At 50.8% G+C, this 14,452-nt stretch carries 9 protein-coding genes; all 9 read left to right on the forward strand.

Annotated features, from left to right (window positions below):
- The first annotated feature begins 49 nt into the window (after positions 1–49).
- The 9 genes from IVG45_RS04640 to bamA all read left to right on the forward strand — a co-directional run bounded on the left by IVG45_RS04640 (position 50) and on the right by bamA (position 14,431).
- Positions 50–1,834 (forward strand): hypothetical protein, encoded by a 1,785-nt coding sequence (locus IVG45_RS04640; protein WP_196436716.1) that lies wholly within the window; start codon positions 50–52, stop codon positions 1,832–1,834.
- Between the two features lie 12 nt (positions 1,835–1,846).
- Entirely contained in the window at positions 1,847–4,783 is a 2,937-nt protein-coding gene (locus IVG45_RS04645) for a DUF748 domain-containing protein (protein WP_196436717.1), read from the forward strand.
- 79 nt (positions 4,784–4,862) lie between these two features.
- Complete coding sequence (locus IVG45_RS04650; RefSeq protein WP_196436718.1) at positions 4,863–5,309, forward strand: hypothetical protein; 447 nt, start codon at positions 4,863–4,865, stop codon at positions 5,307–5,309.
- A 305-nt stretch (positions 5,310–5,614) separates the two neighbouring features.
- Positions 5,615–7,207 (forward strand): hypothetical protein, encoded by a 1,593-nt coding sequence (locus IVG45_RS04655; protein WP_196436719.1) that lies wholly within the window; start codon positions 5,615–5,617, stop codon positions 7,205–7,207.
- 65 nt (positions 7,208–7,272) lie between these two features.
- Entirely contained in the window at positions 7,273–9,588 is a 2,316-nt protein-coding gene (rnr, locus tag IVG45_RS04660; protein ID WP_196436720.1) for a ribonuclease R, read from the forward strand.
- The gene (gene rlmB / locus IVG45_RS04665) at positions 9,585–10,331 is read left to right on the forward strand and encodes a 23S rRNA (guanosine(2251)-2'-O)-methyltransferase RlmB (protein ID WP_196436721.1); all 747 of its coding nucleotides are present in this window, start codon (positions 9,585–9,587) and stop codon (positions 10,329–10,331) included. The genes rnr and rlmB overlap by 4 nt, the downstream gene beginning before the upstream one ends.
- A gap of 11 nt (positions 10,332–10,342) precedes the next feature.
- The gene (locus IVG45_RS04670) at positions 10,343–10,627 is read left to right on the forward strand and encodes a c-type cytochrome (protein WP_196436722.1); all 285 of its coding nucleotides are present in this window, start codon (positions 10,343–10,345) and stop codon (positions 10,625–10,627) included.
- 30 nt (positions 10,628–10,657) lie between these two features.
- The gene (locus IVG45_RS04675) at positions 10,658–11,926 is read left to right on the forward strand and encodes an NAD(P)/FAD-dependent oxidoreductase (RefSeq protein WP_230874758.1); all 1,269 of its coding nucleotides are present in this window, start codon (positions 10,658–10,660) and stop codon (positions 11,924–11,926) included.
- A gap of 210 nt (positions 11,927–12,136) precedes the next feature.
- Entirely contained in the window at positions 12,137–14,431 is a 2,295-nt protein-coding gene (gene bamA / locus IVG45_RS04680; RefSeq protein ID WP_442923354.1) for an outer membrane protein assembly factor BamA, read from the forward strand.
- The last annotated feature ends 21 nt before the right edge of the window (positions 14,432–14,452 follow it).

The following is a 14,452-nucleotide window of genomic DNA, read 5'->3' on the forward strand; positions in this document are numbered from 1 at the left end:
GAACTCCGAGGGTTTGTGGCGAAGCTTGCGTCACCTTCGAGGATAACTAATGTTGAAACGCCGTGCCTTATTGCTCAATTTTGCCCTGTTTGGCAGCGCATTGCTGTCGGGTTGCTCCACCAGTCGGCAAATCGTTGTCGATTATCCTAAAACCGAAACTTCTATTTTAAAACCACTGAAAGGGCAATCCGCTGTCAGTGCCGATGATTACTATGTGCAACTGGTCTCGGAGTTTGAATTCAAGGGCGATAGCGCCCTAAAAGGCGGTTGTAGCGATGTCGGTGCCTCTTACGAGACCGGCGATATGTCGGCGGCACTATTGTTCAAGATCCACAACGACGCGCTCAAGTACAAGCAAGAGGCCAGCGGATTTTTATACCAAGCCACCACCGGCAAATGTAATTTCAAGCTGGAAACCAAGAAGGCCTATCTGACACCTTGGTTGAGATTGGATTCGGCCAAGGATACCTCGCTTGAATACAGCTTTTTGACCAGTAACAGCCGCGAAGCCAATCTTTCCCAATTGGTCGGCGATGTCAATACCGCCAGCAACCTGATGATGTTGACCGGGGTCGGCACCGGGGTTGCCTTGATGGGCAAACTGGCCGGCAGTTGGGTCGAGAGTGCCGCCGCGCAACCTGTTGGCAATAAGCAGCCGTCGCCGTCGGCCAAATACAGTTCCGAGACGCACAATTTGCCCGCCAGCGTGGTGCTGGCTAACGACGGTGGCAGTCTGAATCAAAGCCGGTTGGCGGTCTATGAAGTGGTGGATGGCGGGCTGAAAATGTGGGCCTCCGAAACCAAATTATTGGGCGAAATGCGGGTTTATCCGGAACTGGTGCCATCGTTGTTGTTGAAGTCTTCGGTCGAGGGCATTCCGGACGCGCATGATTTGTCGCTGGATGAATTGATGCGCACGCCGATCAAGACCGTGAGCGGCGAAGTACCGCTCCGGCAATTATTCGAACAAATCGATCCGGCCGATAGACCGGATTTCAAGCCGGATTGGCGCGATTATGACGAAATTGTCAACCAGTGCCGGCGCTTGAAATTGGTCATGAAAGGCATGGGATACAATAAATTCGATCGCAATGCGGTGTTGTTTTATTTCCTGGATAAAGCATCGCCCGACTGGAAAAGCTTTAATATCACGGCGCAACAAGCAATGACCGACGCCATTCGTCCGCGGGTATTGGAACAGTATCGCGCCAAGGATTTTTCCGGTTGTCTGGCCAGCGAAGATTATGCGGTGATGAAAAGTATGCGGTTGCCGGTTAACACCGTGGAAGATTGGGATAATTTGACCAGTAACCGGCAGAAAAAAGAAGGTGTGATCAGTTCGGTTCAGTCGTTGGGGCGGCAGTTATTGGCGGCCTTGAGTCATCCCGATAAGGACGAAATGGCCAGGCAATTGTATCCCTTGTTGTTTACCGCCAAGGACGGTAACGGTTCGGTGTTGCTGCAAAATCACCTGAGCAATTTCGGTTTGGAGAGTTTGCTGCAAATGCCGCCGATTGCCGACGAAGGTGTAGCCATCAACGCCGCGAAACTGGCCGACGTGATGGTAGGGTTGAACGTAGAGAGTTTTAGTTGTGTGCGTCCGGCCCAGGATCAAGGTCAGCCTTTGGCGAATATCGGGATTTTGCTGTTTGCCACCCGGCCCGGCAGTCCGCGCGAAAAGGGCGGGGCGCTGGAGTTTGAAGTGGCTCAAGGCAAAATCAGCCGCTTAAGCTTTCAGCACCCGACATTCCGCGATTTTGAACAGAATATAGCCGATTACCCCGATCTGGGCGGCTGCCGAATCGAGGCCGATTTTTTGAATAAACTGCATTAAAGTCCGCCGAAAATGCTGAAAAAAATCCTGATATTGGCTGCCATCCTGGTTGCATTAATCGGTTTGTACGCCATTTCGGGATTTTATTTGCTACCCAGACTGGCGACCGACAAACTGCCGAAACTGCTGACTGAAATGAGTGGTCGGACGGTGCAATTACAGACCGTGCATTTCGATCCGTTCGAGTTGAAGGCCGAGCTTCAGGGGGGTGATTTTCCGGCCGCGGACGGCAAAGCCTTGTTGAGCTTCGAGGCGTTATCGGTCGATGTCGATCTGATTGAATCGGTCAAGCAAAAAAGCCTGATTGTGGCGAACCTGACCTTGCGTAAACCCGTTGGCAATATCGAGCGCGGCGCGGACGGCCGTTTCAATTTCAGCGATTTGGTCGACAAGGTTTCAGCATCCGGCCAGGAAAAGCAAGATACGTCCGAATCCGGCGCGCCGCCGGTTTTGATCCACCAAATCAGTTTGGAGGAGGGCCAAATCAGCTGGTCCGACGCCTCGTCCGGCCAGCGGAAACAGGAAGCCTTGCTGCCGGTTAATTTGTCGATTTCCGAACTTGCGACACTGCCGGATAACAAGGCGGCTTTTAATTTGAGTCTGAAACTGGCTTCGGGCGGCGGTTTGGATATACAAGGTGATCTGGCTCTGTCCGCGTTGGGTTCGCAAGGGCATGTCAATCTGGACGGCGTCGGCTTGACTCAAATCTGGCGGCTGTTTTTACAAGAGGCAATGCCGTTGGAAATTGTCGATGGCCAGTTGTCACTGCAAGCTGATTATGTATTCGGCGGCAATCAGAAATCGGGTTTGCAGGTGTTGGTCAGCAACGGCTCCGTGGTTGTCAAGCAATTGGGGCTAACCGAAAAATCCAAGGACGCGCATTTGATCGACCTGCCGCTGTTGGCGGTAAACGGCATCCATCTGGATTTGCAGAAACAACAGCTCGGTATTGCTTCCGTTGCCAGCAGCGATGCCAACATCAAAGCCTGGTTGCAAGCCGACGGGCAGGTTAATTACCAAGCTTTATTCACTGATCAAGCCGTGGAGAGCTCTTCGCAAGCGGAACCCGCGGTAGCCGAATCCGCCCCCCCCTGGCAAATCCAGTTGGACACATTGGCGCTGAGCAATTATCGAATCGAGTTTACCGATCACAGCCAGGTCAAGCCGGTGGAAATGGTGTTGAGTGAACTCAATTGCACGCTAAACGACTATCGCAATGCCGACGCCATCCGCGTGCCGCTGGAATTTAGTGCGCGATTCAATCAATCCGGCAGTTTAAAGTTCGGTGGCGATCTTGGATTGTCGCCATTCTCGGCTAATTGGGCGCTGGACATGCGCGCGATCAAGCTGAAAACATTCCAGACCTATGTTGATCCGTTCGTGCGCCTGGAGTTGGTCGATGGCGAACTGAATACTCAAGGTAACCTACGCTTGAGCATGGCGGATGCCATTCAAGTCAACTATCAGGGCGATGCCAATATCGATAGTTTGATTACCCGCGACAAGGCAAAAAATCAGGACTTTGTGAAATGGGCCAATTTGGAGCTCAAGCAAATGGTCATTGATGTGCCCAAGCAGGATTACAAGTTAGCCAAGGTCATTTTCGATCAACCCTATGCGCGGTTCATGATCAAAAAAGACGGTACTAACAATATCAGCGATATTTTGGTAGCTAAAACCAGTAGCAAGTCGTCAGCCAAAAATAACAACAAAATCGATAAAGAAAACGGCAAGGCGGCTGAACCGGTGGTTACCATCGGCAACATCGAGCTGAAACAGGGACAATCGGATTTTGCCGATTATTCGTTGATATTGCCTTTCGTGGTAAAAATGAATGACTTGTCGGGAGAAGTGGATGGTTTTGCCTCGAATTCCGATAAGGCCGCCAAGCTGAAACTGCAAGGCAAGGTCCACGATCTGGCCAGCGTCAAGATTCAGGGTAATTATCAATTTCAAAGTGGTGATTCCGATATTGTCTTGAACTTCAGCCACCTGCCGTTACCTTTGGTGACGCCGTACATGGCTGAGTTTGCCGGTTACCGGATAGAAAAGGGCCAGATGGCGCTTGATCTGAAATACACCATTAAAGACAGCCTACTGACCGCGCAGAATAAAATATTCATAGACCAGCTGGTGTTGGGCGAGAAAGTCGAGAATCCCAAGGCTGTCTCATTGCCCTTGGAGTTGGCCGTGGCGTTGTTGAAGGATGGCGATGGCAAAATCAATCTGGATTTTCCGATCACCGGCAGTTTGGAAGATCCGAAGTTCAGCGTTGGCTCGTTGGTGGCCGATGTCATGGTAAATGTCATCAGCAAAACGGTCTCGGCGCCGTTCAAGGCGATTGCGTCCCTGTTTGATAGTGAAGCTGATCTTAGTACCATAAGTTTTGCGGCTGGTAGCGCGGAATTAAGTTCGGAAGAAATCGCCAAGTTGGATGTCATCGTCAAAGCCTTGACCACCAAGCCCGAACTGGTTTTGGAAATCAAAGGGGTGGCCTACGAGGTTAGGGACTGGCCGGTCATGCGTTTTGACGCACTGACGGATATTTTGAAAAAAATGAAATCAGGCGAGTTGCGCGACAAGGGCGAAAAGGTCCGTTCCGAATATATCGAGTTATCGGATCAGGATTATAAAAGGCTGTTAGCCAAGTTTTACGCCGAGGTTTTTCCGCAAAAAATCGAATATTCGCTTTTCGGCGAACCTAGGATCAAAAGCAGCCCCGCTGCCGATTTTTATAATCAGGCTCGTCAGGAACTGGAGGCTATGATGCAGCCGGAACCACAGCGTCTGAACGATCTTGCGGTAGCTCGCGCCAACCATATTGCCAAATATTTGACCTTGCAAGCCGGGGTGGATAGAAGCCGAATCTATATTTTGGCAACCGAGTTAAGTAACGAAAATGCGGAGAGCGGGATTGTCGCTCATTTATCCTTGAACGTGGCATCGTGACCGGCAGCGCTGGGTTTGTACTATAATTGGCCATTCATGCAATTTAATTCCGCTTTTTCGCGGGATACGTGGAGATAAAATGAACATTCGATTTTCCCGGCTTTTACCGGCGCTGACCGTGGCCGCCTTTTTCGGGGCTGGCGCGATGCCTGCCGCGGCGCAATCAATGGCATCCTGTACCATGACCTATAAACTCAGCGGCTGGTCTTTCGTTTACAAACAATATGATGGCATCGGCCATATCAGTTGTAATAACGGGCAACGCGCGCAAGTAGGGCTGTCGTCAAAAAGCATCGGTTTCACCATAGGCAAATCCGAAATCGAAGGCACCGGCGTGTTTTCCGAAGTGCGAAATCTGAATGAAATTTATGGCCATTATGCCGCGTTTGAGGGACATGCCGGCGTGACAAAATCAGTCGATGCCCAGGTGTTGACATCCGGTGAGATTTCGCTGGCTTTATCGGGTAATGGGCGTGGAGTGGATATTGGCGTGACCATTGGGGCCTTGACCATATCGCCTCGGTAATATCTAGGCCGGTTTTGTTATTGGCATAATAGGTGGACGCACCAGTTTGCTGTTCACGCTCCTACCCAGGCATGGCCTGTTGGGCGAGCATCCGCCGGTGCAAAACCTTTAACGGCCACGGAATTTTAGATTTTCAACTGATGTTTTTCGACTGCCACTAACCCCTGATAGCAGCAAGCAATGTATTTTCAGCAAGCATTCTTTTATTTCGAATTTGATAAAGCTTTGAGTTTTTTCAATGATCCGCATTCGCCTATCAGGCTAAAAAAACGATTGTTTGCTTAATCCATGACTTTGGACAGTGTGTGAAAAACTCTTTTTTTCTGGTCATTCCCGAGCAAAAAAACGATCCGCAATTAGTCGCCACTTTTGCCGAACCGGCATTGCGGCAATGGGTTGCGGAATTGCCTTCGGCTAATCCCGGCCTGGCTACGCGTTTGTTTCAGGATTTAATCAATGATTTGATTTCATTGAAAATGACCACCGCCAATCGCCTGAATGCACTGGAGTTACTCAGGCAGCAGTTTTTAATGATTGAAGAGTATTTGCGTTCCAGGTTGATCAAATCCGGTTTTCCGAAAGGCGAAATTGAAAAAAAGATATTTTCGTTGGTAGTGGTGATTGAAAAACAATTCACCATCGGTTACTGGAGTGTGGCTCGCGATCTGACTCGGCGCGAAGTCGGTTGGTTGCAAGGCAAAAATACCGCATTATCGATACAACGGTCGATTAAGGGTTTGAGCGGCATCATTATCAGCCATTACATGATGGGCTATCCGGTGCCGGAATGGATATGGTTTGATCTGCATTCGCTGTATAGACTGGCCTCCAAACTAGGCAAGGAAAATACTCGTGTCAGCGACCAGGCCGGTATGTTCAGCAAGTCGAGTAGTGTTGAAGATAGCTATAAACAAATCTTGTTGTTGAGTTTGGCCTATCCGTTCGGATTGATGCAAAAAGAGTTTCAGTTGGTGTATGAGTTCATCGAAAAAATCAGCGATCTGGTGGTCATCGAAAGAAAAGCGATAGCCGATCAGGCTACGCAGTGCGTGATATTGGCGGATGAGGATTTGCCGCCGAGTTTTTTCGCGGCCGAAAGCGCCGAAAAGGATAGCCGGACCGAGTCGGTCAAGCTGTATCTGAATCTGAGCAAGTTGCTCAAACTTATCAAGCAATCCGAGAAGTTTTGCAGCAAGGATGAGGCGCGCTTCAGTTCATTGGAGGTCCGTAAAAGCGACAATCAAAAACTATCCGCCGAGCTATTCGACTATCTGATGCAGCGCTGGCAAGGTAATGAACCGCAAGGCACGGCTTTTTTTACCGATCGATTGAATCGTTATCTGGCGATCGGACTGGATGCTACGCATGAATTGCAGGATACCCGTCAAGAGGCTTCCGCCGACCTGGAAATCCTAGCCGAAACCTATTCGGATCGCGCGTTGTTCTGCTGTTTCGAAAAAGAAGGGGTGTTATCGATCGGCAGCTTGGTCAGTTTTAGAAAAATCGACGCATTGCCGCATCAACGTTGCCTGGGCGTGGTCTGTAAAATTCAGTTGCCCAAACAGGATAATAAGCTGATCTTTGAGGTCACGATCATCGCGCAGCAGTCTTTTTCGGTGACCTATCAGGAGCCGGACGCGGCATCGGAATCCGAGCCCAGAAAAGCCTTGTTGTATGGGGTTAAACATCATAACGAGGAAAGAAGTTATATCATCCTGGAATCGTTCATGATAAAAGATGGCGATGTGCTTAGAATGACCATGGGTCATGAAAATTTCCCCATTATCCTTAATGGCCGTAAAAATATCGGCTTGGGATACTGGCAGTTTGAATGCCGGCGTATCATGGAAAAACGCACCCAACAGAGTGAAAGCAAAAAAGGTTATGATTTTATCTAACTTACGAAGCTGTCTTGCGGCAGCCACCCGCCAGTCCCGGCCAAAGTTTTATTCAATGAAAATAAATGACAGAAAACCACGATCAGGAAACTGATTTTAAAACGCTCGAAGATCCTTACGCTCAGCGCGAGGCCGAGAAATACGAAAACCCGATCCCCAGCCGCGAGCTGATACTTCAGCTTATCCAGCAAGCCGGCAAACCCCTACGCCGTCAACAAATAGCTCAACAATTCGGTCTGGAAAGCGCCGATGCCCTGGAGGCATTACGCAGACGCCTGCGGGCGATGGAACGAGATGGGCAATTAGTCTTCAATAGTCGGCAAAAATACAGTTTGGGCGATGGCCATAATACGATTGCCGGTCGAGTGTTGGGCCATCCGGATGGTTTCGGTTTTCTAAAGCCCGACGACGGCAGTGACGATTTATTTTTGTCGCCGCGCGAAATGAAGCCTTTAATGCATAACGATAGGGTGACTGTTCGGGTCTCCGGTATCGACCGCAAGGGCCGGCGCGAAGCTGCGGTGGTGGAAATAATCGAACGTAATACGCATCAGGTGGTGGGCCGGTTTTTTGTCGAAGGCCGGGTGGCCTGTGTGGTACCCGATAACAAAAAAATCATTCATGAAGTGCTGATTGCCAACGAAGATATTGGCAATGCCAAAAAAGGCCAAATCGTCGTGGCCGAAATCGTTCAGCAACCCACCGCGCATTGCCAACCTATCGGCCGAGTCACTGAAGTGTTGGGCATGCACATGGCACCCGGCATGGAAATCGAAATGGCGATTCGTTCCTACGATTTGCCTAATCAATGGCCCGACGCCTTGCTGGAAGAAATCAAATCCCTAACCCCGCAAGTGCCGGAACAAGCCAAGCAGGGTAGGGAGGACATTCGCCATTTACCGTTGGTGACGATAGACGGCGAGGATGCGCGCGATTTCGACGATGCGGTTTATGCGCAAAAAACCGCCAAGGGTTGGAAATTGCTGGTCGCGATTGCCGATGTCTCGCATTATGTGCGGGTCAACACCGCGCTGGATGCGGAAGCGCAAAACCGTAGCACCTCGGTCTATTTTCCGGAAAAAGTCATACCGATGCTGCCGGAAATTTTGTCGAACGGTCTATGCTCGTTGAATCCGGAAGTCGATCGCTTGTGCATGGTCTGCGAAATGCTAATTAATGAAGAAGGCAATGTCTTGCGTTCTCGGTTTTTTGAAGCCGTGATGCGCTCGCATGCCCGGCTGACCTATACCCAGGTAGCCAAGATGCTGGTGGAGGGCGATCAAAAACTGGCTCAAAAATATGCCGGGTTGATGCCGCACTTGCAGAATTTGTATGGTTTGTACAAAGTCATGCGCCACCAGCGTGAATTGCGTGGGGCCATGGATTTTGATACCCAGGAAACCCGCATCGTATTTGGCGCCGGACGCAAGATCTCTGAAATCGTGCCAGTGGTGCGTAACGACGCGCACAAATTGATCGAAGAATTCATGATCACCGCCAATACGGCGGCGGCCAAGTTTTTAAACCGCAAGAAAATGCCGCGCTTATTACGGATACACGATGGTCCGGGCGCGGAAAAACTGCTGGCCCTGAAAACCTTTCTGAGCGAACTCGGTTTACATCTCGGTGGCGGCGCCCAGCCCACGCCTCTGGACTACATGCATTTACTGGAGTCGGTCAAAGAGCGTAAAGACGCTCATCTGATTCAAACCATTTTGTTGCGCTCGATGTCGCAAGCGGTTTATAGCCCCGATACCAAGGGCCATTTCGGTCTGGCGCTGGATGCCTATGCGCACTTTACCTCGCCGATTCGACGCTATCCGGATTTGTTGGTGCATAGGGCAATTCGGCATTGCTTGGCCGGCAAAAAACCGGCCGAATTTCACTACAGTCATCCCGATATGGTGGTGCTGGGTGAGCATTGTTCCGCCCACGAGCGCCGCGCCGATGATGCTACCCGCGATGTGGTGAGCTGGCTGAAATGCGAGTATATGATGGACAAAATCGGCGAAGAGTTTGCCGGCATCATTTCCGCCGTCACCGGTTTCGGTTTTTTTGTCGAGCTGCAATCGATTTATGTCGAAGGCTTGGTGCACATAGCTTCCTTGCATAACGATTATTTCGAATTCGACGCCGGCAGGCATCAGCTATACGGCGAGCGCAGCGGTGTACGCTATCGTTTGGGCGATTTGGTGCGGGTAAAAGTGGTGCGGGTAAATCTGGACGACAAAAAAATCGATTTTGAATTGATAGCCTCGAATAAAGACACCAAAAAAGCCGGAAAAAATTCGGCAAGCAAGTCGTCGCGAGGCAAAAAATCCTCGGATCAGCCGCCGGCCGCAAAAACCAAAGCCAAGCCTAGAAGGCGCCGTAAATCATGAGCTCAACCCAACTCTTCGGAATCCATGCGGTGCAAGCCGCTTTGGAATATTCTCCGGACAAGATTCTACGGGCCTGGGTTGACAGCCAGAGGCAGGATGCCCGTTTGAAACAGGTCATCGATGATCTGGCCGCGCTAGGGATACAGCCGGAAAAAACCGAACGTAAAAAACTCGAACGCATGGCCGAGGGAAAAAATCATCAAGGCATTATTGTGTCGGTGGAATTGCCGGCCATGCGGAGTGAAGACCAACTGAAGCGGGACGTGGAAGCCCTGGCCGAAATGGCGTTCTATCTGGTGTTGGATCAGGTGCAAGATCCGCACAATCTGGGAGCCTGTTTGCGCACCGCCGATGCGGTTGGTGCGCATGGGGTTATTGTGACCAAGGATAACGCCGCCGGTATTACACCGACGGTTTGCAAAGTCGCCAGCGGCGCGGCCGAAACCGTGCCGGTCTATCAGGTAACCAATCTAGCTCGGGTGTTGCGCTGGTTAAAGGAACAAAACATCTGGATCATGGGCGCGGCCGGCGAAGCCGAACAAACCCTCTATGACATGAAACTGGATATGCCGCTGGCCTTGGTGATGGGTGCCGAAGGCAGCGGCATGCGGCATTTGACCCGGCAGCATTGCGACTTTTTGGTCAAGATTCCAATGGCGGGGCAGGTCGAAAGTTTGAATGTATCGGTGGCGGCCGGCGTGTTGATGTACGAAGTGTTTCGACAAAAGCAGGTCAAGCGCTAATCAGGATGGCGATGAAGTTTGCGGGGGCTTTGTGGTTGACTTTCATCGTTTTTCCTGTCCTGGCCGAGGTTGATGCGCGGTTGATCGCGATGAACTGCATGAATTGCCATCAAGCCGATTCACCAGCCGATGCGAAGAGCATTCCGTCGTTGACGGCTTTATCCGAACGGCAATTACTGCAAGTCTTGTTGGATTTCAAATACGATAAAAAACCGGCTACCCTGATGCCTAGGATTGCCAAGGGCTTCAGCGATAGCGAGTTGGCGGCGCTAGCGAGCTACCTGAGCCGGCCTTGAGCGATGGCCGGATTATCCCGCAGGCACTTTTTGCAAGGTCTAACCACGGCCGCCGGTTTGTCCTTGGCAGGTTGCCAGAACCTGCTTCGCAAGACGCCAACGGCGCATGTGGTGGTGGTGGGCGCTGGTTTCGGCGGGGCGACCGCGGCCAAAACCATCCGTTTACTGGATGCCGGCATCAGAGTGACTTTGATCGAACCGAAATCCCATTACACCACCTGTCCGGCCAGTAACTGGTTGTTTGCCGGCTTGACCTCGTTGGACAAACTGACTCTTGATATTCGGGATTTGCACGGCCGGTATGGCGTCGAGCGCATGGCCGCAACCGTCGCCGAAATTGAGCCGGCACGCCGGCGCTTGAGGCTGACAGATGGGCAAAGTGTTTGCTATGACCGCTTGATACTGTCGCCGGGCATCGCTTTTAGATGGGATGCCATGGCCGGTTATGATCAGGCTGCCGCGGAAAGCTTTCCGCATGCTTGGCAAGCAGGTCCTGGGACCCTGCTGTTGATGCGGCAATTGCAAACCATGCCGGATGGAGGGGTGGTTATCATCGCCGCGCCGCCCGATCCTTACCGTTGTCCGCCCGGGCCTTACGAGCGGGCCAGTATGATGGCGCATTGGTTGAAGCAATATAAGCCCCGGTCGAAAATCCTGATACTCGATCCCAAACGTAGCTTTTCCAAACAGAGTTTATTCGAGGCCGGCTGGACTAGACATTACGGTTACGGTACGGCCAACAGTCTGATTGAATGGCATTGTCTGGCCGATAATCCGATCACTCAATTCGAACAAGGCAATAAAACCTTGATCAGCGAATTTGGCGATCGTTTCAGCGGGCATGTGCTGAATATCATTCCGCCGCAAACGGCCGCCGCCCTTGCGCTGGAAAACGGCTTGACCGATAAGTCCGGTTGGTGTCCGGTCAAGCCGCAAACCAGTCAATCGGTTTTTGATGAGTTTATCCACGTGATAGGCGATGCGGCGCATTTCGCGCCTATCCCCAAGTCGGCGTTTGCCGCCAATTCCGAAGCCAAGTCTTGCGCCCTGGCGGTGGTAAGCTTGATAAACGGTTATGAGCCGACGGAACCGGCCTGGTTGAATACCTGTTATAGCCTGATTGCGCCATGGCACGGAGTTTCGGTGGCGGGCGTCTATACACTGGATGACGCACGGGCGATTGTTGCCGTTAAAGGCGCCGGTGGTATCAGTTCTAGTTCTTCCGCTGAAAACGTAGCGTTGGAAGCAGACTATGCGCGCGCGGCTTATCGGACCCTAATAGGCAATACTTTTGCCTGATTCCCGTTTGGCGAGTCTTATTTAGTTCATAATTATCAATAGGTAACAACGCTTTTTTGTTAGTTTGTTTTTATTGTTTTTGCTTGTACTTGAAACTAAAAAATAAAAGCATTTTTTAGGCCAAATTGATGAAGATTCGCTGATTCAACAGTCTGTAAACCTCAAACCGCATGATACAATCGCGCCTATCTATTTTTTCTGGTCGAATGAGTGAAAAAAAATCCGCTTTTACAAGTACTAGTGCTGAGTATGCTGACCGGCAAGGCGGCTCTTGCCAGTAGTTTTGTAGTTGAAGACATACAGGTCAGAGGGTTACAAAGAATTTCAGCGGGTACGGTTTACAACTATTTGCCGGTGGCCGTTGGAGAAACGTTTTCCGAGGACAAACAAGGCGCGGCGATCAGGGCGCTGTTCAATACCGGATTTTTCAAGGACATTACGCTGGAACGTCAAGGTGGCACGTTAGTGGTCAACGTGGTCGAACGGCCATCGGTTGCCAAGATCGTCATCGAAGGCAACAAGGATATTAAAAAAGAAGACCTGGCCGACGCGTTAAAGAAAATCGGTTTGGCTGAAGGCAAGGTTTATAACAAGCAAATTCTCGACAAAGTAGAGCAGGAACTGCGCCGCCAATATTTCAGCCACGGTAAATACGGCTTAAAAATCAAGACGGAAGTCACCGAACTGACCCGAAATCGGGTTGGGATTCATATCGATATATCCGAGGGTCGGGTCGCCAAAATCAAACAAATCAACATCGTCGGCAGCAGGGCGTTCAGCAATGATGATTTAAAGAAAGACTTCGAACTCAGCACTACCAACTTTTTGTCCTTTTATTCCAAGGACGATCAGTATTCCAAGCAAAAACTCTCCGCCGATCTGGAAAAACTGCGTTCGTATTATCTGGATCGCGGTTACATCAATTTCTCGATCGAATCCACTCAGGTTGACATCACCGCCGATAAAAAAGAAATTTATATCACCATCAACGTCAAGGAAGGCGACGTCTACATGCTGGAAAAAGTTAAGCTTTCCGGCGAACTGGTAGTGGATCCGGAGGAATTGGTGAAATTGGTCAAAGTCGGGCCGGGCGAGATATTTTCACGTAAAAACGCCACCGAAACCTCTAAAGCAATTTCCGATCGCTTGGGCGATGAAGGCTATACCTTCGCCAACGTCAACATGGTGCCGGAAATCAACGAGCCTGCTAAAACCGTGGTCATGACTTTTTTCGTCGATCCGGGCAAGCGTGTCTATGTGCATAGGATCAATTACAAGGGCAATACCAAAACCCGGGACGAAGTCATACGGCGGGAAATGCGGCAGATGGAGTCCAGTTGGGCGGCCAGCAGTAAGATCGAACGCTCTAAAACCCGTCTGGACCGCTTGGGATATTTTGAGGAGGTCGGCGTCGAAACGCCGCCGGTCGTCGGGGCGGCGGACCAGATCGATGTCAATTATTCGATCAAGGAAAAAGCCTCGGGAAATCTACAGGCCGGTATTGGTTATTCGCAGGTGCAGGGCGTGATTTTCAATGCCAACATTTCCCAGGATAATATTTTCGGTACCGGTAAGCGGGTCAATTTTGCCTTTAACAACAGCAGTATTTTAACCCGTTATAACTTCGGCTACCGTGATCCTTATTTCACGCTGGATGGTGTCAGCCTGGGCTGGGATGTGGGCTACACCTCGCGCGACGGCTATCAGGCCAATATCTCGCGCTATAACACCGACGTGGCGAATGCCGGCTTTAACTTCGGCATTCCGCTGAACGAATTCGATAATCTGGGATTCGATGTCGACCTGAAAAACACCAGTGTTTCCGACACCGATTATTCGCCGCAAGAAATTGTCGACTTTATCCGCGACAACGGCGATAGTTTCATGACGCTATCGACTGGCCTGGGCTGGTCGCATGATACCCTGGATAGGGCGGTGTTTTCCACCCGTGGCGGGCAGCAGCGATTTTCGGCTTTGGCCACGGTACCGGGCAGCGATCTCGAATATTTCAAGGTCGGTTACAAGCAAGAGCACTATTTTCCGTTAGCCAGTGATTTTACCTTGAGAATGTTGGGCGAAATCGCTTATGGTGATGGCTATGGCGGTACCGATGCCTTGCCGTTCTTTGAGCATTATTATGGCGGTGGCTCGACCTCGGTTCGGGGGTTCAGGGATAATACCCTAGGGCCACTGGATACTCCCCAGGCGGGCAGTGGCCAAAATCCCAGACCTTTTGGCGGCTCCAGCAAAATCCTGGGCAAGGCTGAGTTGTTCTTTCCGGTGCCGTTCCTAAGCGATGTGAAATCGGTCCGGATAGGTTCTTTCGTCGATGCCGGTAATATCAGCGATGGTTTAAATTTCAACAATATGCGTTATTCGGCGGGCTTGTCGGGGCAGTGGCTTTCACCTTTTGGCGCCATAGCGGTCAGTGTGGCTCAACCGTTTAATGCATCCAGTACGGATGATGTGCAGAACTTCCAGTTTACCTTCGGTTCAGGATTTTAGTTTGGACCGCTTCGTTTTTGC

The sequence above is a fragment of the Methylomonas sp. LL1 genome (genome assembly GCF_015711015.1).
GTDB lineage: Bacteria > Pseudomonadota > Gammaproteobacteria > Methylococcales > Methylomonadaceae > Methylomonas.